Genomic DNA, 20,195 nt, shown 5'->3' with positions numbered 1-20,195 from the left:
TTGATTGTAGCCGAAAACCCCCGCCCTATACTCAGCCCATTATAAAAATACGTTTACACATGATTAACAAATTGCCTGTCAGTCGGGCAGTTTCCGAGTCGTGAGGTCGCTGAGAATGACAACATCTACACCCGATATTCAACCCGCCGTGCAGCATACCGCTCAGGTCGCCATCGCCGGCGCCGGTCCGGTTGGCCTGATGATGGCCAACTACCTTGGCCAGATGGGCATCAGCGTGCTGCTGGTGGAAAAGCTCGACACACTGATCGATTACCCGCGGGCCATCGGCATTGACGATGAATCCCTGCGGGCGATGCAGGCGGTGGGACTGGTGAATGACGTGCTGCCGCACACCACGCCGTGGCACGCCATGCGCTTTCTGACCCCGAAGGGGCGCTGCTTTGCCGATATCCAGCCGATGACCGATGAGTTTGGCTGGTCGCGGCGCAACGCCTTCATTCAGCCCCAGGTCGATGCGGTGATGTATCACGGTCTGCAGCGTTTCCCGCAGGTCCGCTGCCTCTTCTCCCGCGAAGTAGAAGCCTTTAGCCAGAACGGTGACGGTGTCACGTTAAATCTTAAAGGACCGGACGGCGAGCGGGAGACGGTGCGCGCTGACTGGCTGGTGGCCTGCGACGGCGGCGCCAGCTTTATTCGTCGTACGCTGAACGTCCCCTTCGAAGGCAAGACCGCGCCGAATCAGTGGATCGTCATCGATATCGCCAACGACCCGCTGGCCACCCCGCACGTATACCTGTGCTGCGACCCGGTGCGACCCTACGTTTCCGCCGCGCTGCCCCATGGCGTGCGCCGCTTTGAATTCATGGTGATGCCCGGAGAAACCGAAGCCCAGCTCAGCGAGCCGCACAATATGCGTCGTCTGCTGAGCAAAGTGCTGCCGGACCCGGATCGCGTCGAGCTGATCCGCCAGCGGGTGTATACCCATAACGCCCGCCTTGCCGAACGCTTTCGCATCGACCGCGTGCTGTTGGCCGGCGATGCGGCGCACATCATGCCGGTCTGGCAGGGCCAGGGGTACAACAGCGGCATGCGCGACGCCTTCAACCTGGCGTGGAAGCTGGCGCTGGTGGTCAACGGTAAAGCGGGAGAGGCGCTGCTCGACAGCTACCAGCAGGAGCGCCGCGACCACGCGAAAGCGATGATTGATCTGTCGGTCACCGCCGGCCACGTGCTGGCGCCGCCGAAGCGCTGGCAGGGGGCCGTGCGCGACGGTCTCTCCTGGCTGCTGAACTACCTGCCGCCGGTGAAGCGCTACTTCCTCGAAATGCGCTTTAAGCCGATGCCGCAGTACCGCGAGGGGGCGCTGCTGACCGACGGCGCCAGCAAAACCTCGCCGGTGGGCAAAATGTTTATTCAACCGCAGGTGACGCTGGAGAGCGGCGAGAGCGTGCTACTCGACGACGTCATCGGCGCGAATTTCGCCATTATCGGCTGGGGCTGCAACCCGCAGTGGGGGCTCGACGCCGGGCAGATCGCCCGCTGGCGCGCGGCCGGGGTGCGCTTTATCCAGGTGGTGCCGGCGGTGCAGATCCATCGCGAGCAGGATAACGCCCCCGGCACGTTGCGGGTGGGCGATACGCAAAACCGCCTGAAGAGCTGGTTTGCTCAGCATAACACCGCCATTGCCGTGGTCAGACCGGACCGCTTTGTCGCCGCTCTCGCCATCCCGCAGACCCTCGGCGCGCAGCTGACCGCGCTGGCGGAAAAAATGACTCTCGCGGTCGGAGATACCGCCCACGCTGAAGAGAAGGTGGCCTGATATGCATGCCTATTTGCACTGTCTCTCCCACACTCCGCTGGTGGGATTCGTCGACCCGGAGCAGGCGGTCCTTGATGAAGTGAACGGGGTGATTGCTGACGCCCGGCGGCGGATCGCCGCCTTCGATCCCGAGCTGGTGGTGCTCTTCGCCCCCGATCACTACAACGGTTTTTTCTATGACGTGATGCCGCCGTTCTGCCTCGGCGTCGGCGCCACCGCCATCGGCGACTTCGCCAGCGCCGCCGGCGACCTGCCGGTACCGACCGAGCTGGCCGAAGCCTGCGCCCACGCCGTGATCAACAGCGGTATCGATCTGGCGGTGTCGTACAACATGCAGGTGGACCATGGCTTCGCTCAGCCGCTGGAGTTTCTGCTGGGTGGCCTGGATCGCCTGCCGGTGCTGCCGGTGTTTATTAACGGCGTCGCCGCGCCGCTGCCGGGTTTTCAACGTACCCGGCTGCTGGGCGAGGCGATGGGCCGCTTCCTCAACACCCTCAATAAACGGGTGCTGATCCTCGGCTCTGGCGGACTCTCGCACCAGCCGCCGGTGCCGGAGCTGGCGAAGGCCGACGCCCATCTCCGCGATCGCCTGCTCGGCGGCGGCAAACAGCTGCCGCCGGACGAACGCGAACTGCGCCAGCAGCGGGTGATCAACGCCGCCAGGCGGTTTACTGAAGATCCGCACTCGCTCCATCCCCTCAACCCGGTCTGGGACAACCGCTTTATGAGCCTGCTGGAGCAGGGGCGGCTGGCAGAACTGGATGCGATCGGCAACGACGAGCTGTCGGCGATGGCCGGCAAATCGACGCACGAAATTAAGACCTGGGTGGCCGCCTTTGCCGCGCTATCCGCTTTTGGCCGCTGGCGCAGTGAAGGCCGCTATTATCGGCCGATCCCCGAGTGGATCGCCGGGTTCGGCTCGCTGAGCGCCACCACCGAGATTTGATTAACCGGGAGACTAACATGAGCTATCAACCGCAAACCGAAGCCGCCACCAGCCGATTCCTCAATGTCGACGAGGGGGGCCGCACGCTGCGCATCCATATCAATGACTGCGGCGACGGGAAAGAGACTGTGGTTATGTTGCACGGATCCGGGCCGGGAGCCACCGGCTGGGCCAACTTCAGCCGTAACATTGACCCGCTGGTCGAGGCGGGCTATCGCGTGCTGCTCCTCGACTGTCCGGGGTGGGGCAAAAGCGATGCTATCGTCAACAGCGGCTCACGTTCGGACCTCAACGCCCGCATTCTGAAAAGCGTGGTCGATCAGCTGGGGATCGATAAAGTCCATCTGCTGGGCAACTCGATGGGCGGCCATAGCGCGGTGGCCTTCACCCTGAGCTGGCCGGAGCGGGTGGCTAAGCTGGTGCTGATGGGCGGGGGGACCGGCGGCATGAGCCTGTTTACGCCGATGCCGACGGAGGGCATCAAGCTGCTGAACGCCCTGTACCGCGAGCCGACCATAGAAAACCTGAAGAAGATGATGAGCATCTTCGTCTTCGACACCCGCGACCTCACCGAGGCGCTGTTCGAGGCCCGTCTCAACAATATGCTGTCGCGCCGCGATCATCTGGACAACTTCGTCAAAAGCCTCGAAGCCAACCCGAAGCAGTTTCCTGACTTTGGCCCGCGGCTGGGCGAAATCAGCGCGCCAACCCTGATCGTCTGGGGACGCAACGACCGCTTCGTGCCGATGGACGCCGGGCTGCGCCTGCTCGCCGGGATCGCCGGTTCGGAACTGCATATTTACCGCGACTGCGGCCACTGGGCGCAGTGGGAACATGCCGACAGTTTTAATCAGCTGGTGCTCAATTTCCTCGCACGGGCTTAAGGAGTTAATGATGACTTTTTCTCTTGACGCGCTGGCCCGGCAGCTGCGCGACGCGGAACAGACCGGCCAGGCGATCGCCCCACTGCGCGATATCCTCGGCGTCGACAATGCCGACGCCGCCTATGCCATCCAGCGTCTGAACGTCCAGCACCACGTCGCCCATGGCCGGCGGGTGGTGGGCCGCAAGGTGGGCCTGACCCATCCCAAAGTGCAGCAGCAGCTGGGCGTCAATCAGCCGGACTTCGGCACTCTGTTTGCCGACATGTGCTACGGCGACAACGCCGAGGTGCCGTTTGGTCGCGTGCTGCAGCCCAAAGTGGAAGCCGAGATCGCCCTGGTGCTGAAGCAGGATCTGCCGCATGCCGATACCACCTTTGATGAACTGTATAACGCCATCGAATGGGTGCTGCCGGCGCTGGAGGTGGTGGGCAGCCGCATTCGCGACTGGTCAATCGGCTTTGTCGACACCGTCGCCGATAACGCCTCCTGCGGCCTGTACGTCATTGGCGGCCCGGCGCAGCGCCCGGCGGGACTGGATCTGAAGCAGTGCGCCATGCACATGACCCGCAACCAGGAGCTGGTCTCCAGCGGTCGCGGCAGCGAGTGTCTGGGACATCCGCTGAACGCCGCAGTCTGGCTGGCGCGCAAGCTGGCCAGTCTCGGCGAACCGCTGCGGGCGGGGGATATCGTGCTGACCGGGGCGTTAGGCCCGATGGTGGCGATTAACGAAGGGGACAGCTTTGTCGCCCATATCGAAGGTATTGGCTCAGTCGCGGCACGTTTCGTCGCCGCCGGAGAAGGACATCGTGATGCGTAAACGTAAAGTCGCCATTATCGGCTCCGGGAATATCGGCACCGATTTAATGATTAAAATCCTGCGCCACGGCCAGCATCTGGAGATGGCGGTGATGGTCGGCATCGACCCGCAGTCGGATGGCCTGGCCCGCGCCCGGCGCATGGGCGTCGCGACCACCCACGAAGGGGTGGGCGGCCTGATGCAGATGGCGGAATTTGCCGACATCGATTTTGTTTTTGACGCCACCAGCGCCGGGGCGCACATCAAAAACGATGCCGCGTTGCGCGAAGCGAAGCCGGGGATCCGCGTCATCGACCTGACGCCGGCGGCGATTGGCCCGTACTGCGTACCGATGGTCAACCTCGCGGCCAATCTCCATCAGGGCAACGTCAATATGGTGACCTGCGGCGGGCAGGCGACCATCCCGATGGTCGCCGCGGTCTCGCGAGTGGCGAAGGTGCATTACGCGGAGATTGTGGCCTCGATCGCCAGCCAATCCGCCGGGCCGGGCACGCGGGCCAATATTGACGAATTCACCGAAACCACCTCGCAGGCGATTGAAAAAGTCGGCGGCGCGGGCAAGGGCAAAGCGATTATTGTGCTGAACCCGGCGGAGCCGCCGCTGATGATGCGCGATACCGTCTACGTCCTGAGCGAGCTGGCGTCGCAGGAGGCCATTGCCGCTTCGATCGCCGAAATGGCGGCGGCAGTGCAGGCTTACGTCCCGGGCTACCGGCTGAAGCAGCAGGTGCAGTTTGAGGTTATCCCCGAGGATAAGCCGGTCAACCTGCCCGGCGTCGGCTGTTTTTCCGGCCTGAAAACCGCGGTTTACCTCGAAGTGGAAGGGGCGGCGCACTATCTGCCGGCGTACGCGGGCAACCTCGATATTATGACCTCGGCGGCGCTGGCGACGGCGGAGCAAATGGCCGGGGCAATGCACAGTGCGGCGGGAGCGACAGCATGAACGGTAAAAAACTTTATATCTCGGACGTGACGCTGCGCGATGGCATGCACGCCATTCGTCACCAGTATTCCCTGGCGCAGGTGCAGCAGATCGCCGGCGCGCTGGATAAGGCTGGGGTCGACTCCATCGAAGTGGCCCATGGCGATGGCCTGCAGGGATCCAGCTTCAACTACGGCTTTGGCGCACACAGCGACATCGCCTGGATTGAAGCGGCGGCGGAGGCGGTCAGCCAGGCGAAAATCGCCACCTTACTGCTGCCGGGCATCGGCACGCTGCACGATCTGAAAGCGGCGTATCAGGCCGGAGCGCGGGTGGTGCGGGTCGCCACCCACTGCAGCGAAGCGGACGTCGCGGCGCAACATATTGCCTTTGCCCGCGAGCTGGGAATGGACACCGTCGGTTTTCTGATGATGAGCCATATGATCTCCCCGCAGGCACTGGCGCAGCAGGCGCTGAAGATGGAATCTTATGGCGCGACCTGTATCTATGTGGTGGATTCCGGCGGGGCGATGAACATGAACGACATTCGCGACCGTTTCCGTGCCCTGAAGGCGGTGCTGAAGCCGGAGACCGCCACCGGGATGCATGCCCACCATAACCTGAGCCTCGGGGTGGCGAACTCTATCGCCGCGGTGGAAGAGGGGTGCGATCGCATTGACGCCAGCCTGGCCGGGATGGGCGCGGGGGCGGGCAATGCGCCTCTGGAAGTGTTTATTGCCGCCGCCGACAAGCTCGGCTGGCAGCATGGCACCGATCTCTACGCCCTGATGAACGCGGCCGATGATCTGGTGCGGCCGCTGCAGGACCGCCCGGTGCGTGTCGACCGCGAAACGCTGGCGCTGGGCTACGCCGGGGTCTACTCCAGCTTCCTGCGCCACAGCGAAGCGGCGGCCGAGCGCTATGGCCTCAGCGCGGTGGATATTCTCGTCGAGCTGGGCAAGCGGCGGATGGTCGGCGGTCAGGAGGATATGATCGTCGACGTTGCGCTGGATCTGCTTAACCGTAATAAATAAGGAAAAACGCGCGGCTGACAAAGCATCAGCCGCCAGTCACCTGCTCCGTTTGTTCGGCTATCGCCAAGGTACCCTATGACCAAGATAACGACTGCAAACCCCTCGCGCCTGGTGGTCACCATCGGGCTCTGTTTTATGGTGGCCCTGATGGAAGGGCTGGATCTGCAGGCGGCGGGGATTGCCGCCGTCGGCATGGCGCAGGCCTTTGCGCTGGATAAAATGCAGATGGGCTGGATCTTCAGCGCCGGGATCCTCGGCCTGCTGCCCGGCGCGCTGGTGGGCGGCATGCTGGCGGACCGCCACGGGCGCAAGCGCATTCTGCTGGGGTCGGTGCTGCTGTTTGGCCTGTTCTCGCTGGCCACTGCGGTGGCATGGAGCTTCCCGACGCTGCTGCTGGCGCGCCTGCTCACCGGCGTCGGGCTCGGGGCGGCATTGCCTAACCTGATTGCCTTAACCTCGGAAGCCGCTGGCTCACGCTTCCGCGGCCGGGCGGTAAGCCTGATGTACTGCGGCGTACCCATTGGCGCCGCGCTGGCGGCAGCGCTGGGCTTTTCCGGTCTCGCCGCGGCCTGGCAGACTATTTTCTGGATTGGCGGCGTGGTCCCGTTACTGCTGATCCCGCTGCTGATGCGCTGGCTACCGGAGTCGCAGGCGTTTCAGCGCGCGGAGGCCAGCGTGCCGCTGCGCACCCTGTTTGCCCCGGGGCATGCCGCCGCCACCCTGCTGTTGTGGCTGGGCTATTTTTTCACCCTGCTGGTGGTCTATATGCTGATCAACTGGCTGCCGATGCTGCTGGTGGGCCAGGGATTCCAGGCCAGCCAGGCGGCGGGGGTGATGTTCTCTCTGCAGATCGGCGCCGCCTGCGGCACGCTGCTGCTGGGAGCGCTAATGGATAAGCTCACCCCGCTGCGGATGTCGCTCCTGATCTACAGCGGGATTCTGGCTTCCCTGCTGGCGCTGGGCAGCGCGTCGTCGCTGAACGGAATGCTGCTGGCGGGGTTTGTCGCCGGCCTGTTCGCCACCGGCGGCCAGAGCGTACTCTATGCCCTGGCGCCGCTTTTTTATCCCGCAGCGATCCGCGCCACCGGGGTCGGCACCGCCGTGGCGGTGGGCCGTCTCGGGGCGATGAGCGGCCCGCTGCTGGCCGGCAAGATGCTGGCCCTCGGCACTGGCACCGTCGGGGTGATGGCGGCCTCGGCGCCGGGCATTGTGCTGGCCGGCGTGGCGGTGTTCTGGCTGATGCATCGTCAGCAGCGCGCCGCGATTGTCTGAGACGCATCCGGCGGTCTGGCAAAAAAATGCCGGGCCGCCGCCTTGCCTGTCCGCGTCACCTGGCCTATGGTAAGACATCATTCCCTGACGCTTATCGTCCCTATGGCTTACACCTCCCGTTTGCTCAATGCTATCCCTGGCATCCGCCACGCTTTTCTCGATGTCCACGAAACCGCCGCCTTTCCCTATGCCGAGCTGGCTCCGGTGAAGCTGGTGCATGGTAATGAGGTTCATCATTATCAGCAGCCGCTGCCGACGCGCCCGCACGCCGACGCGGTGTTTACCGCGGTAGCCGGGCAAAAGGTGGGGGTGGTGACCGCCGACTGTCTGCCGATGCTGATCGCCTCGCGCGACGGTCGCTTCGTCTGCAGCGTGCATGCCGGCTGGCAGGGGCTGGTCAGCGGCATTGTCGACAACAGTCTGGCCTGTTTTCGCCAGCAGGGGGTGGCATTGGCCGATCTGGTCATCGCCGTGGGGCCGCATATTCACCCTTGCTGTTACGAAGTCTCCGCCGCATTTTATCAGCAACTGCTGGACCAGCCCGGCGGTGATCGGGTGGCCCGCCATCGCCAGCGGCTGTTTCATTCCCGTTCGGGCCCGGTCAGCGATGCGCTCAAAGCCGCCGCACGCGGCAGCGATAATCTGTGGTTTGATCTGCGCGCCTTTGCCGAAGCGATCTTCGCAGAGGCGGGAGTGTCGCCGGCGAGCGTTGAATGGCTGGGGAGTTGCACCTACTGCACCCCGCAGTCGCTGGGCTCCTACCGACGCCGGACCCATTTTCCGGCGCCGAAGAGCTTTCAGTATTCGTGGATCCTGCGCGAGGCCTGAGGCGCGCTCGCGCTAGAGCACCCGAAAACCGTGGGTGCCGTCGCGGGCCAGCTGATCCACCAGGCCATACTCCCACTCCAGATAGGCCTGCATGGCCTCGGCGGAATTATCGGTTCCTTCGTACGGACGACGATAGCGGTCACGGCGCTCGACGGCGAGGCCGCTGTCGCCATGCGCCAGCGGTAGACCGGCGGCGATCCACGCCAGCGTCCCGCCGGTAAGCAACTGCACCGGTTTACCGGTCAAGGCCGCCACCTCCGGCACCGCGTAGCGGGCCAGCAGACTGCTGCCGCAGGTCACCACGTATCGCTGTGCGGGAGGGATCACATCCAGGGCCTGGCGCAGCTGCGAGCGCGTTAGCCACCACGCGCCGGGGATATGGCGAGCGACAAAGTTGGCGCTGGTGGTGAAATCGAGCACCACCGTACCGGGTTCGTCCAGCTGTTGCGCCAGCTGCGCCGGGCTTATCTCCTCCGCCTGCGGGCCGGGCGGCACCTCGGCGGCCGGCACCCCGCGTTCGCTCAACTGGCTGGCCGACAGCGCGCTCAGCCGCGCCGTCTCCCAGCCCATCTGCGCCAGCCACGAGCCGGTTATCGCCGCCCGGATGCCATCGTCATCCAGCAGCACAATTCGCGCCCCTCGTACGCTGGCGAAGTGATCGGTCTCCTGCACCAGCTGGCCGCCTGGCGCGCTCAGGCTGCCGGGATAGTGACCCGCCGCGTACTCCTCGGGGCTGCGGACATCAAACAGGAAGGTAGTGCGGTCGTTCTGCTGCAGCCAGCGTTGCAGCGTGGCCTCATCGATGACCACCACCCCGGCCCGTTCGGCAAGATGCGCCACCTCAGCGGCCCGGGCGCCGGAGGCGCGGGCGGAGGGATCGTATTGCCGCTGCTGCTGGTGCGCCAGCGTCTGGCCGGCCAGCGTCCAGCCGATAGTGCCATTGCGCAGGGCATGGACCGGGTTTGGCACGCCGGCGTTGATCAGCGACTGGGTGCCGATGATGCTGCGGGTGCGTCCGGCACAGTTGACGATAACCGGCGTCTGCGGGGAGGGCGTCAGGCTCTCTACCCGCAGGGCCAGCTCGCCGCCGGGCACGCTGATGCTGCCGGGGATGCTCATGGTCTGGTACTCATCGAAGCGCCGGGCGTCGACGATCACCACCTCCTGCTGGCTGTCGATGAGCGCCTGAACCTCCTGGGCGCTGAGCGACGGCGTGTGACGCACGCTTTCCACCAGTTCACCAAAGGCTTTACTGGCGGAGTTAACGTCCTGAAACAGCTCGCCGCCGCTGCGGCGCCAGCCGGCGAGCCCCTCTGTCAGCAGGGCCACATCCTGATAGCCCCAGGCCCGCAGTCGTTCGACGGCGATCTCCGCCAGACCTTCGCCGTTGTCGTAAACGGTGAGCGGGGTGGTGAAGCGCGGTATTCGCCGGCGGACCTCCAGCTCCAGTTTGCTGAGCGGCAGATTGACGGCAAACAGCGGATGATCGGTGGCGAAATCGGCCTCTTCGCGGACGTCGATCAGCGCCAGTTCACGACGATCGAGCAGTGCCTGGCGGATCTCGGCGGCCTGGCGATAAGCGTAGGTGGACATAGTGGTTATCCTTGATGTTCGCGGGAGGAATCCCAGATATTGGGTAAATGGCGGTTGGAGTAGCCGGAGATAAACGGTTTCTGCTGTCCTTCCGGGGTATACACGGCGCGCTTCACCGCGCCGATATTGCCGCCGTAGATGTGAATGCTGATGGAGACGCGATCCGCCAGCGCATTGCTGACGCGATGAATATCGCCATCGTCAGCGGAGACTTTCTCCACCTGGCCTGCTTCCAGAAGCGTGGCGGCGCCCAGCGCGCGCGGTATGCCATCGGCATCCAGCTGGTAGCGTTGATTCTCTTCCGCGCCTCGCAGCATACCAATGGCCCCCCACACCCGGTGGTCATGGATCGGCGTCGCTTGCCCCGGTCCCCAGACGAAGCTGACAATCGAGAAGCGCTCCCCGGAGTCGGCATGCAGCAGATACTGCTGGTAATGGTGCGGATGCGGCAGGGTGTACTCTTCCGGCAGCCAGTCGTCGTAACGCACCAGCGCCGCCAGTCGCTGCGCCACGGCGTCAAGCAGCGGGGCGGTCTGGTGGTGCTCACGGTGCAGGCGGTCTACCTCATGAATGAAATGGCGTAATTTTTCCAGTCGTGGTGCAGTCATGTGCGGTTCCTGTCAGAGGGACTGGTCAAAACGCTAACAGAGGCGTTAATATTATTTAAATGCAATTTACGCATATATTAATATGCAAATTTCACATAAGGATCCTATGCGCATTGACGATATCGACGCTTTGCTGGCCACGGTGCAGTTTTCGTCCCTCAATCAGGCCGCGGAATATCTGGGGATCACCCAGTCGGCCATCACCCGGCGCCTGCAACGCCTGGAGCAGGAGCTGAACGTGACGCTGTTGGAGCGCCAGACCCGCCCGCTGACCCTGACTGCCGCCGGACATCGGGTGTACGAGCAGTGTCTGAGCATTAAGCGTGAGACGAAAAAACTCTACAGCCTATTGGATCCGGAAGGCGAGCCGCGCGGCGCGCTGCGTCTCGGCGTGCCGCAGAGTCTCAGCGAGATTGCCCTGCCGGCTGCGCTGTCAGCGCTGAGCCAGCAGTTTCCCGGACTGTCGCCGCAGATCACCTGCGGCTGGAGCGGACAGCTGCAGCGTAGGCTGGAAAACGGCGAGCTGGACGGCATGCTGGCGATGGGGCCGGCCCAGCAAAGCTTCGCCGAGGGCTATAGCGGACGGCTGCTGTGTCCCCTGGAGGTGGTGCCGATCGTCGGCCGGCGTTTGAATTTACGCGCGTCATCCCTGCGGGAGTGCGCCGAACAGGGCTGGATCCTTAACCCCGACGGCTGTGGCCTGCGCGCCGGGCTCATTCGCGAGCTGCAGAGTCAGGGATTGCGGTTGAAGCTTAATGTCGAGAGCGCGGGCGCGCAGCTGCAGATAGCGCTGGTGGCGCAGGGACAGGGGCTGGGTCTGGTGCCGCGGGCGGCGCTGGCCAGCAGCCCGTGGCGGGACGAGATCGCGGTCCTCAACCTCAGCGATTTTCAGCCTGCGGTCTCACTGTGGCTGATCCACGCCCAGTATCTGGCAAACCTGCAGCCGCCGCTGACCTTTTTCGCCAGCAAAGTGGTACAGCAGCTGACAGTATCCGACTGAAAGCACTATGCATTTTTGTTTAATGCTAATTCAGCATATTAAGATATGATAAAAATGCATTTTGCTCATTAACACACTCTGTATAGGGTAATGACCAGCGCCGCTGTCGCGGCCACTCCATTACCCTGACGCAAGGAGTTGTTCATGAGCATTCAGTTTCTCGGCATGATTGGCCACCGCCTCTCTTCCGAAACGATTGCCCCGGTGGGGCCGATCTTTGACCGCGACTATATCGTTCGCTTTGCGCAAACCCATGAAGCCGCTGGGTTTGATCGTCTGCTGGTCGGCCACTGGTCCGATCAACCCGACGGCTTTCTGGTGACGGCCCTGGCGGGGCTGTCGACGCAGAAAATCCATTACCTGCTGGCTCATCGCCCCGGTTTTGTTTCGCCAACCCTCGCCGCGCGCAAATTCGCCACCCTTGAGCACCTGTTGGGGGGCCGGCTGGCGGTGCATATCATCAGCGGCGGCAACGATGCCGAGCAGCGCCGGGATGGCGATTATCTCGACCACGACCAGCGCTACGCCCGCACCGACGCCTTCCTCGACACCGTGCGCCAGGTGTGGACCAGCGAGCAGCCGGTGGATATTCACAACGATTTCTATCAGGCCGAGCAGGCCTGGTCCGCCATTCGCCCGCTGCAAAAACCGCATCTTCCCATCTACTTCGGCGGCTCGTCGGAAGCGGCCATCGCCGTCGCCGGCAAACATGCCGACGTCTTCGCCCTGTGGGGCGAGTCGCTGGCGCAAACCGGCGAGACCATCCAGCGTGTGCGCGCCGAAGCGGCGAAACACCAGCGTGATATTGGCTTCAGCGTCTCGTTCCGGCCGATTATCGCCGACAGCGAAGCCGAAGCCTGGGAGAAAGCCGAGCATATCCTGCACGTCGCCACCGAGCAGGCGGCGCAGCGCGGAGGGGGTTTCAAAGCCAAACCGGACAGCATCGGCGCCCAGCGGCTGCGGGCCACCGCAGCGCAGGGCAGGGTGGTGGACAAACGTCTGTGGACCGGCATCGCCCAACTGGTGGGCGGCGGACATAACTCCACCGCCCTGGTGGGCACCCCGGAGCAGGTGGCGGATGCGCTGCTCGATTACTACGACCTCGGCGTGCGTAACTTCCTGATCCGCGGATTTGATCCGCTGAACGACGCGGCCGACTATGGCCGGGCGCTGCTGCCGATCGCCCGGGAAAAAGCCGCGCGGCGTGCGGTGGCGGAGCGCGCATCGTGATCCATCCTGAGCGCGACGACTGGGCCCGGCAACTGACGGCGCTCCGCCAGCAGATGGCGGAGCAGGCGGCCAGCCTTGATGCCAGCGGCGAGTTTCCCCGGCGTAATATCGACCTTCTGCGCGCGGGAGGCTGGTTAAGTCTCGCCGTGCCGCCATCCTGCGGCGGCGCGGGCGCCACTCTGGCCCAGCTTCAGCAGGCCATCGCCGCCATCGCCTGGGGAGAGCCGGCGACAGCGCTGATCGTCTGCATGCAGTATCTGCACCATTTGCGGCTGGCGGAAAACGACGCCTGGCACGCGCCGCTGCGCCAGCAGGTTTTTCACGATGCTGTCGAACACGGTGGCCTGATCAACAGCCTGCGCGTCGAGCCGGAGCTGGGCTCCCCGGCGCGGGGCGGCTTGCCGGACACCGTGGCGACCCGTCGCGCGGAGGGCTGGGACATCAGCGGCCATAAAATTTATACCACCGGCATTGAAGGGCTGCGCTGGCTGGCGGTGTGGGCCAGAAGCGATGATAACCCGCCGCTGGTGGGCACCTGGCTGGTGCCTGGCGACAGCCCGGGTATCAGCGTGGTGAAAAGCTGGGATCACGCCGGGATGAGGGCCACCGGCAGCCATGAAGTTATTTTTAACCACGTGCGGGTGGCGGCAGAGCACGCGGTGGATGTCTGGCCGGCCGATGCGCCACCCGCCGCGGAGGCCGAACCGTTTCGCCTGTTCGCCAACCGGCAGACGGCGCTGCTGGCGGCGATCTATGACAGCATTGCCCACGCCGCTCACGACTGGCTGGTGAGGTGGCTGGCGGGGCGGGTACCCGCCGGTCTCGGGTATCCCCTCTCTCGTCTGCCACGGGTGCAGGAGAAAGTCGGGCAGATCGCCGGGCTGCTGCTGGTCAACCGCAGCCTGCTGGAGCAGGCCGCCGCGCTGCGCTTTTCCGCCATCGAGGCCAATCTGGCGAAAGTCACCATCACCGACAACGCCATTCAGGCGGTGAATATTGCGCTCGAGCTGACCGGCAATCATGGCCTGAGCCGACAGAACCCGCTGGAACGCCACTACCGCAATGTGCTCTGCGGACGGGTACATACCCCACAGAGCGACAGCGCCTGGCTGGCAGCCGGCAACTTCGTCTTTCAATCACAAGGATAATCACGATGCGTCTATCATTTTCAGGCCGGGTGGCGGCAGCGCTGATGCTGCTGGCGCTGGGCGGCTACGCGACAGCGCAGGAGCGGATCACCCTGCGTATCGCCGATCAAAAAGGCGGCATGCGTTCGCAGCTGGAGGCGGCCAACGCCCTGCAAAATCTCCCTTACGACATTAAGTGGGCCGAGTTCCCGGCCGCCGCGCCGCTGGCGGAAGCCCTCAACGCGGGCGCTGTGGACGCGGGGATTATCGGCGATGCGCCGTTGCTGTTTGCTCTGGCCAACGGTGCGCCGGTCAAAGCCATTGCCGTGGATAAAAGCAACCCGGCGGGGACCGCGGTGCTGGTTTCCCCCGGCAGCACGTTAAAAAGCGGCGCCGATTTAAAAGGCAAACGCATCGCCACCGGTAAAGGATCGATTGGTCATTTCGTGGCGCTGAAAGCGCTGGAGCAGGCGGGGATTTCACCGAAGGAGGTGCAGTGGGTGTTCCTCGGCCCGGTGGACGCCAAAGTGGCGCTGCTTAACGGTTCGGTGGACGCCTGGGCGACCTGGGAGCCCTACACCACCCAAATGGTGAAGACCAATGAGGGGCAGATTCTGGTGAGCGGCAAAGGGCTGCTGCCGGGGAATACCTTCCTCGCGGCAACGGATTCCGCGCTGAACGATCCGCAAAAACGCGCCGCGCTGCAGGATTATCTCCAGCGCCTGGCCGGCGCCGAACGCTGGGCCTACGCCAATCTCGACAGCTACGGGAAAACGCTGGGGGAGATCATCCGCTTCCCGGCGGAGATCGCCCGCGCGCAGTTTGCCAACCGCCAGTCGCAGTGGCAGCCGCTGGCAGAGGAAACGGTGACCCAGCAGCAGGCAACGGCGGACTTTTATCTCGCCAACGGCCTGATCCGCACCCGGCTGGACGTGAAGCCGACCTTTGACCCCAGCTTTAGCGTGCCCGCCGCCGAGGTGACACCATGACCAGAAACACTTTTTCCCGCCGCCATTTTTTACAGCTCAGCGGCGGCCTGGCGCTGGCCGGGGTCTCTCTGCCGCTGTGGGCTCACGATATGGCGGACATGGCCAGCGGCGATGCCCATCCGGCGCTGCGCCTGCCAGAGCCCTACAAGATCAAGCTGGCGATCAATAAAAGCGCGGTATGCCTCGCGCCGGTCGCCGTCGCCGAGCAGCAGAAGATTTTCAGTAAATATAACCTCGACGTTGAGTTTGTTAACTTCGGCAACTCCACCGATGTGCTGCTGGAGGCGATCGCCACCGGCAAGGCCGACGCCGGGGTGGGGATGGCGCTGCGCTGGCTGAAGGCGCTGGAGCAGGGCTTTGACGTCAAGCTCACCGCCGGGACCCACGGCGGCTGTCTGAACCTGCTGACGGCCAAAGACTCGCCGTTCGGCGGCCTCGAGAGCCTGAAGGGACAAACCATCGGCGTCACTGACATGGCCGGGCCGGATAAAAACTTCTTCGCCATTCTGCTTAAGCGCCACGGTATCGACCCGATCAGCGACGTGCAGTGGAAAGTCTACCCGGCGGATCTGCTCAGCGTGGCGCTGGACAAGCGCGAAATCGCCGCCATCAGCGGCAGCGAGCCATTCAGCTATCGTCTGCTGGAGACCGGCAAGTATCAGCTGATCGCCAGCAATATGACCGGGGATTATGCCAACCTCAGCTGCTGCGTGCTGGGGGTGAGCGGGAGCCTGGCGCGGGACCATAAACCGGCCGCCGCCGCGCTCACCCAGGCGATCCTTGAGGCGCACAGCTATGCCGCAGCGCATCCGGAAAGCGTGGCGCAATCTTTCCTCGCCCATGCCCTGAATACCAGTGAAGCGGAGGTGAGCGGCATCCTGCACGGGCAGGGCCACGGCCATCACGCGGTGGGCGAAGCGTTCGTGAAAGAGCTGACGCAGTACGCGGTCGACCTGCAGCGGGTGCAGGTGATCAAACCGGGTACCGATCCCCATCAGTTCGCGGAGAGTATCTATGCCAACGTATTCGCCTGAGCAGGCTCTGGCGCGCTCCACCGGCCGCGCGCCGCTGTGGGGAGAAGGGCTGCTGGCCGCCGCGCTGTGGCTGCTGGGCGGTCTGTTTACTCTGACCTGGCCCGATGCCGGGCGGCGCTGGCCGTTTAGCGAAGGGTGGGCGCTGGCGCAATTCACCCTCGGCGGCGGATTACTGCTGCTGGCGCTGAGCTATCGCTACTGGCGAGCGCGCGGCGCGCGTGTGCTGCATGCCGGCAAGTGGCTGGCGCTGTTGCCGGTGCTGTTTGCTGTCTGGGAAGGGCTGACCGCCAAGAGTGCCGTGCTGCCGGTGCCGTTTTTCGCGCCGCCGCAGGCGCTGATCGAGGTGCTGCACGACGACTGGCCGCGCCTGCTCGACAGCCTGCTGCACTCGCTGGGGCTGCTGGGGCTCGGCGTGCTGCTGGGCACCAGCAGCGGGTTCATCACCGGTCTGGCCATTGGCTGGTCGCAACGGATTGGCTACTGGGTTCATCCGGTGTTACGTCTGCTGGGGCCGGTGCCGTCCACCGCGCTGCTGCCGCTGTGCCTGTTTATTTTTCCCTCGAGCTTCGGCGCCAGCGTGTTTTTGATCGCGCTGAGCACCTGGTTCCCGGTCACGGTGCTGACCTGGTCCGGAGTGATGGGCATTGATAAGGCGTGGTACGACGTGGCGCGGACCCTCGGCGCCAGCCAGCGTTTCCTGATCCTGCGGGTGGCGATCCCCGCCGCGCTACCGAACGTCTTTGTCGGCCTGTTTATGGGGCTCGGCGCGTCGTTTTCGGTGCTGATTGTCGCCGAAATGGTCGGGGTGAAGTCGGGGATCGGCTTTTACCTCCAGTGGGCCCAGGGCTGGGCGGCCTATCCGAATATGTACGCCGCGCTGCTGGTGATGGCGTTGTTATGCTCCGGCCTGATAAGCGGATTATTTATGCTGCGTGACCGGCTGCTGAGCTGGCAGCGAGGAGGAATGCAATGGTAACAGCGACGCCAGAATCGCCGGCGATAGCGCGCGGCGCGGCGGTCTCCATCAGCCATCTTCATCATGCGTTTACGCTTGGCAAACAGACGGTACCGGTGCTGGAGAATATCAGTCTGCAGCTGCGCCCGGGGGAAAGCGTGGCGCTGCTGGGCCCTTCCGGCTGCGGTAAATCAACCCTGCTGCGGCTGCTGGCGGGGCTGGAAGCGCCGCAGAATGGACAGATGCAGATCGACGGCGCGGCGCTCGGCGCCCCGGGGCCGGAGCGGATCCTTGTGTTTCAGGATCCGACGCTCTACCCATGGCTGACGGTACGGCAGAACGTGCTGCTGGGCCCGCAGGCGCAGGGCAAAAAGGGGCTGGAGGCGAAGGCCGACGCGCTGATTGACCGCATCGGGCTGCAGGCCTTCAGCGAGGCGTGGCCGCGGCAGCTGTCCGGGGGGATGGCGCAGCGTGCGGCGCTGGCGCGCGCCTTATTGAACGAGCCGCGCCTGCTGCTGCTTGACGAGCCGTTGGGCAAACTCGATTCACTGACCCGCATTAGCATGCAGCGGGAGCTGATCGCCCTCTGGCAGCAGCAGGGGTATACCAGCCTGCTGGTGACCCACGATATCGAAGAGGCGCTGCTGCTGTGCGAGCGGGTGCTGGTGATGTCGCCGCGTCCAGGGCGGATTATCGCCGAGTTCGCGCTGCCGCTGGATTTTCCCCGTCATCGCGATAACCCGCAGCTGCTGCAGCATCGTCAGGATATATTGCGCATCCTCGGCCAGGAGGAGGACTGGTAAGCTGAACGCATTGCCCGGTGGCGGCTGCGCCTTACCGGGCCTACAAACTCGACAGGAAGGGGAAGGACTGCAGGCCAATGCTGTTGTAGGCCGGTGCAAGCGCAGCGCCGCCCGGCAATGAACATCCGGCGCGACGCCATGGTCCGGCTTAAAAATCCATCTTCACCGTGAACTGTACCTCGCGCGGGTCGCCAATCTGGTTGCCGAGGTTATTGGTGCCGATCGAGGAAGTGTAATAGGTCTTATCAAACAGGTTCTTCACATTCACCTGCAGCGTCACCGGATACTGCAGCTTCATCTTATAGGCGGCGAACACATCCGCCACCGCATAGCCCTGCAGATAATAATCCGCGCCGTTGGTGCCGGAGCGCTTGCTGACCGCATGACCGCCGCCGCCGACGGTCAGGGTGTTGCTGTTATAGACGTTATGAATGTCATAGGTCAGGAACAGCGAGCCGGTATGTTTCGGCACGTTTGGCAGCGGTTTCCCGGCGTAATCCGGATCTTCCAGCACTTTGGCGTCGGTGTAGCCGTAGCTGGCGATCACGCTGAGGTTATCGGTGATGGACCCGGCCAGGTCCACTTCCACGCCCTGGGAACGCACCTTGCCCGCTGTTTTGGCCACCGTCTCATCGCCAATGCTCTCGGTGTACAGCACGTTACGCTTGTGAATATCAAACAGCGCGATATTGGCGGTAATGCCGTTTAACAGGTCGAATTTGGCGCCGACTTCGTAGGAGGTGGACTCTTCCGGCGGCAGCTCGCCGATATAGCTGGCGATCGACGACTGCGGCATAAACGACTGGGCGACGTTGGCGAACAGGGAGACGTTCGGCGTCACTTTGTAGACCAGGCCGGCTTTCGGCGTCCATTTCTCATCGCGGCTGTCGGTATTGACGTTAAACGGTCGGCCTTTACCGGCGTACTGGGTGTAGTACTGGTAGCGCACGCCAGCGACGGCGATCCAGTTGTCAGTCAGGTACAGCGCGTCCTGCACGTAAGCGGCATAGCTCTCCTGCTGGATACGCTGATCGCTGTCGGATGCGGAGACGGTATTACAGGTGTCGAGGGTGCCGTAGACCGGATGATAGATGTTAAAGCCTTTCACGTTCTTGCAGCGCAGCATATCGGTGCGCAGCAGATCGTAATTCTCATAGGCGACGCCGGTCAGCAGTTCGTTATAAAAGCCGCCCACCACCACGTTGCCCTGCAGGTCAGCGCGGGTGGAGTGCATCTTCTGCGTTGAACCGTGGGTACCGTCGACCCGGCGGGTGAGATTGCCGGTCGCCGAATCATAGGCCATCACCCGCGCCTGGTTGTCGTTGTAATTGTCCTGGCTGTAGCTGTAGTCGAAGCGCGCGGTCCAGGCGTCGTTAAGGCGATACTCGGCGTTGAGCTGAGCGAGATCGGAATAGCCATCGGTAATATTAAACGCTTCATCGAAGCGGGTTTTGCGATCGACGTTCACCGCATGGCCGGTATTCAGATCGAAAATAGTGCCGCGGTCAAAGGGCGCGCTGTAGTCGCGGTGCGAATAGGACGCGGTCACCGTCGCCCGTTCACCAAACCAGGTCAGGGAAGGGGCGATAAAGTTGCTTTTGTTTTTACCAAAATTGCGCCAGTAATCCTCATTCTGATATTCCCCAATCAACCGGTACGCCAGATTTGTACCTTCGATGGGACCAGTGACGTCGAAGCTGCCGGTACCGCCGCCAAAGCTGGTAGACGTCGCGGAAACCGAACCAGAGAACTGCCGCTCCGGCCGTTTGGTGATGACGTTGATCAGCCCGCCGGGGTCGAGGATACCGTACAGCGTCGAGGCTGGCCCCTTCAGGACTTCCACCCGTTCGGTGGCGGCGTTAAAACTGCGCGGCAGCACGGTGCGCAGGCCGTTGGTCATGATCGAGCCGTCGCGGTTGGCGCCGAAGCCGCGGCGGGTAAAGGCGTCCTGGGTACCGCCGAGGGTGTTGGTCTGCACCACGTTAGCGACGTTATACAGCGCCTCGTCGAGTGAGGTGGCGTGCTGATCTTCCAGTACCCGATCGCTGACGGTATTGACCACCTGCGGAATATCCAGCAGCGGCATCGAGGTCAGCGTCGCGGTGGCGGAGCTGAGTGGCTGATAGCCGCTGGTGGCGCTCTGCTGCGCGCCGTCGGCCACCACGGTGATGGTCTCTTCCGCGTCGTTGTTACTTTTCGCCGCGCTATTGTCGGCGGCCATTAATCCCGGTGAGGCTAAAAAAAGAAGCGAAAAAAGCGCGCGCCCTTGCAACGCTCTGCAGGCGACATGGGGTTGAGTCATTATCTGTTTCTCGTGAACGAATCTGCCTTTGCGGTCAGATTAAGCCAATAAAATCATTGCCCTGAATAATA

At 63.6% G+C, this 20,195-nt stretch carries 17 protein-coding genes and 1 pseudogene; 15 read left to right on the top strand and 3 right to left on the bottom strand.

Annotated elements, in window-relative coordinates:
- Window positions 1–115 precede the first annotated feature (115 nt).
- The 8 genes from CWM53_RS25425 (at window position 116) to CWM53_RS25390 (ending at window position 8,483) form a co-directional block, all read left to right on the top strand.
- Window positions 116–1,780 carry a bifunctional 3-(3-hydroxy-phenyl)propionate/3-hydroxycinnamic acid hydroxylase gene (locus CWM53_RS25425; RefSeq protein ID WP_100729492.1) on the top strand — a complete coding sequence of 555 codons (1,665 nt, stop codon included), beginning with the start codon at window positions 116–118 and terminating at the stop codon, window positions 1,778–1,780.
- Window position 1,781: 1 nt separating this feature from the next.
- The gene (mhpB, locus tag CWM53_RS25420; RefSeq protein ID WP_074385576.1) at window positions 1,782–2,726 is read left to right on the top strand and encodes a 2,3-dihydroxyphenylpropionate/2,3-dihydroxicinnamic acid 1,2-dioxygenase; all 945 of its coding nucleotides are present in this window, start codon (window positions 1,782–1,784) and stop codon (window positions 2,724–2,726) included.
- 17 nt (window positions 2,727–2,743) lie between these two features.
- Window positions 2,744–3,610 carry a 2-hydroxy-6-oxonona-2,4-dienedioate hydrolase gene (gene mhpC, locus CWM53_RS25415; protein ID WP_004151837.1) on the top strand — a complete coding sequence of 289 codons (867 nt, stop codon included), beginning with the start codon at window positions 2,744–2,746 and terminating at the stop codon, window positions 3,608–3,610.
- A gap of 10 nt (window positions 3,611–3,620) precedes the next feature.
- Window positions 3,621–4,427: a 2-keto-4-pentenoate hydratase gene (mhpD, locus tag CWM53_RS25410; RefSeq protein WP_012967940.1), complete on the top strand. Its 807-nt coding sequence runs from the start codon at window positions 3,621–3,623 to the stop codon at window positions 4,425–4,427.
- A complete protein-coding gene (gene mhpF, locus CWM53_RS25405; RefSeq protein ID WP_100675449.1) occupies window positions 4,420–5,370 on the top strand; it encodes an acetaldehyde dehydrogenase in 951 nt (316 codons plus the stop codon). Before mhpD ends, mhpF begins: the two co-directional genes overlap by 8 nt.
- Window positions 5,367–6,383, top strand: coding sequence for a 4-hydroxy-2-oxovalerate aldolase (gene mhpE, locus CWM53_RS25400; RefSeq protein ID WP_012541412.1), 1,017 nt, complete (start codon window positions 5,367–5,369; stop codon window positions 6,381–6,383). Before mhpF ends, mhpE begins: the two co-directional genes overlap by 4 nt.
- 75 nt (window positions 6,384–6,458) lie before the next feature.
- Complete coding sequence (gene mhpT / locus CWM53_RS25395) at window positions 6,459–7,655, top strand: 3-(3-hydroxy-phenyl)propionate transporter MhpT (RefSeq protein ID WP_100729491.1); 1,197 nt, start codon at window positions 6,459–6,461, stop codon at window positions 7,653–7,655.
- A gap of 102 nt (window positions 7,656–7,757) precedes the next feature.
- Window positions 7,758–8,483 carry a polyphenol oxidase family protein gene (locus tag CWM53_RS25390; RefSeq protein WP_032730631.1) on the top strand — a complete coding sequence of 242 codons (726 nt, stop codon included), beginning with the start codon at window positions 7,758–7,760 and terminating at the stop codon, window positions 8,481–8,483.
- Between the two features lie 12 nt (window positions 8,484–8,495).
- Here the strand turns inward: CWM53_RS25390 and CWM53_RS25385 are convergent, their stop codons facing one another.
- Window positions 8,496–10,076, bottom strand: coding sequence for a rhodanese homology domain-containing protein (locus tag CWM53_RS25385; RefSeq protein ID WP_100630652.1), 1,581 nt, complete (start codon window positions 10,074–10,076; stop codon window positions 8,496–8,498).
- A 5-nt stretch (window positions 10,077–10,081) separates the two neighbouring features.
- Window positions 10,082–10,684, bottom strand: a complete 603-nt coding sequence (locus CWM53_RS25380) for a cysteine dioxygenase (protein ID WP_012541416.1) — start codon at window positions 10,682–10,684, stop codon at window positions 10,082–10,084.
- Between the two features lie 106 nt (window positions 10,685–10,790).
- Here CWM53_RS25380 and CWM53_RS25375 point away from each other — a divergent pair, with 106 nt between their 5' ends.
- From CWM53_RS25375 to CWM53_RS25345, 7 genes and pseudogenes are all read left to right on the top strand, one after another.
- The gene (locus CWM53_RS25375) at window positions 10,791–11,684 is read left to right on the top strand and encodes a LysR family transcriptional regulator (RefSeq protein WP_100630651.1); all 894 of its coding nucleotides are present in this window, start codon (window positions 10,791–10,793) and stop codon (window positions 11,682–11,684) included.
- Window positions 11,685–11,828: 144 nt separating this feature from the next.
- Window positions 11,829–12,924, top strand: a pseudogene (locus CWM53_RS25370) (LLM class flavin-dependent oxidoreductase).
- Entirely contained in the window at window positions 12,911–14,062 is a 1,152-nt protein-coding gene (locus tag CWM53_RS25365; protein ID WP_165785132.1) for an acyl-CoA dehydrogenase family protein, read from the top strand. The pseudogene CWM53_RS25370 and the gene CWM53_RS25365 overlap by 14 nt, the downstream one beginning before the upstream one ends.
- Before the next feature lie 5 nt (window positions 14,063–14,067).
- On the top strand, window positions 14,068–15,030 hold the full coding sequence (locus tag CWM53_RS25360) for an ABC transporter substrate-binding protein (protein ID WP_008804495.1): 963 nt from the start codon (window positions 14,068–14,070) through the stop codon (window positions 15,028–15,030).
- Window positions 15,027–16,064, top strand: coding sequence for an ABC transporter substrate-binding protein (locus CWM53_RS25355; RefSeq protein ID WP_074385580.1), 1,038 nt, complete (start codon window positions 15,027–15,029; stop codon window positions 16,062–16,064). Before CWM53_RS25360 ends, CWM53_RS25355 begins: the two co-directional genes overlap by 4 nt.
- On the top strand, window positions 16,045–17,040 hold the full coding sequence (locus tag CWM53_RS25350; protein ID WP_100729490.1) for an ABC transporter permease: 996 nt from the start codon (window positions 16,045–16,047) through the stop codon (window positions 17,038–17,040). The genes CWM53_RS25355 and CWM53_RS25350 overlap by 20 nt, the downstream gene beginning before the upstream one ends.
- Window positions 17,034–17,822, top strand: coding sequence for an ABC transporter ATP-binding protein (locus CWM53_RS25345; RefSeq protein WP_100729489.1), 789 nt, complete (start codon window positions 17,034–17,036; stop codon window positions 17,820–17,822). Before CWM53_RS25350 ends, CWM53_RS25345 begins: the two co-directional genes overlap by 7 nt.
- Window positions 17,823–17,970: 148 nt before the next feature.
- Here CWM53_RS25345 and CWM53_RS25340 read toward each other — a convergent pair whose 3' ends face one another.
- On the bottom strand, window positions 17,971–20,043 hold the full coding sequence (locus tag CWM53_RS25340; protein ID WP_100729488.1) for a TonB-dependent siderophore receptor: 2,073 nt from the start codon (window positions 20,041–20,043) through the stop codon (window positions 17,971–17,973).
- Between the last annotated feature and the right edge of the window lie 152 nt (window positions 20,044–20,195).

Origin of the sequence: Klebsiella sp. A-Nf5, from assembly GCF_002810545.1 — a bacterium.
Lineage (GTDB): Bacteria > Pseudomonadota > Gammaproteobacteria > Enterobacterales > Enterobacteriaceae > Klebsiella > Klebsiella variicola.
The sequence above is the reverse complement of the archived record's forward strand: the minus strand, read 5'-3'. Positions and strand labels throughout refer to the sequence as shown.

What these genes read in the sequence shown, in the direction of transcription:
- CWM53_RS25425 (WP_100729492.1), top strand. Translation starts at nt 116, where the DNA reads ATGACAACATCTACACCCGATATTCAACCCGCCGTGCAGCATACCGCT.
- mhpB (WP_074385576.1), top strand. Translation starts at nt 1,782, where the DNA reads ATGCATGCCTATTTGCACTGTCTCTCCCACACTCCGCTGGTGGGATTC.
- mhpC (WP_004151837.1), top strand. Translation starts at nt 2,744, where the DNA reads ATGAGCTATCAACCGCAAACCGAAGCCGCCACCAGCCGATTCCTCAAT.
- mhpD (WP_012967940.1), top strand. Translation starts at nt 3,621, where the DNA reads ATGACTTTTTCTCTTGACGCGCTGGCCCGGCAGCTGCGCGACGCGGAA.
- mhpF (WP_100675449.1), top strand. Translation starts at nt 4,420, where the DNA reads ATGCGTAAACGTAAAGTCGCCATTATCGGCTCCGGGAATATCGGCACC.
- mhpE (WP_012541412.1), top strand. Translation starts at nt 5,367, where the DNA reads ATGAACGGTAAAAAACTTTATATCTCGGACGTGACGCTGCGCGATGGC.
- mhpT (WP_100729491.1), top strand. Translation starts at nt 6,459, where the DNA reads ATGACCAAGATAACGACTGCAAACCCCTCGCGCCTGGTGGTCACCATC.
- CWM53_RS25390 (WP_032730631.1), top strand. Translation starts at nt 7,758, where the DNA reads ATGGCTTACACCTCCCGTTTGCTCAATGCTATCCCTGGCATCCGCCAC.
- CWM53_RS25385 (WP_100630652.1), bottom strand. Translation starts at nt 10,076, where the DNA reads ATGTCCACCTACGCTTATCGCCAGGCCGCCGAGATCCGCCAGGCACTG.
- CWM53_RS25380 (WP_012541416.1), bottom strand. Translation starts at nt 10,684, where the DNA reads ATGACTGCACCACGACTGGAAAAATTACGCCATTTCATTCATGAGGTA.
- CWM53_RS25375 (WP_100630651.1), top strand. Translation starts at nt 10,791, where the DNA reads ATGCGCATTGACGATATCGACGCTTTGCTGGCCACGGTGCAGTTTTCG.
- CWM53_RS25360 (WP_008804495.1), top strand. Translation starts at nt 14,068, where the DNA reads ATGCGTCTATCATTTTCAGGCCGGGTGGCGGCAGCGCTGATGCTGCTG.
- CWM53_RS25355 (WP_074385580.1), top strand. Translation starts at nt 15,027, where the DNA reads ATGACCAGAAACACTTTTTCCCGCCGCCATTTTTTACAGCTCAGCGGC.
- CWM53_RS25350 (WP_100729490.1), top strand. Translation starts at nt 16,045, where the DNA reads ATGCCAACGTATTCGCCTGAGCAGGCTCTGGCGCGCTCCACCGGCCGC.
- CWM53_RS25345 (WP_100729489.1), top strand. Translation starts at nt 17,034, where the DNA reads ATGGTAACAGCGACGCCAGAATCGCCGGCGATAGCGCGCGGCGCGGCG.
- CWM53_RS25340 (WP_100729488.1), bottom strand. Translation starts at nt 20,043, where the DNA reads ATGGCCGCCGACAATAGCGCGGCGAAAAGTAACAACGACGCGGAAGAG.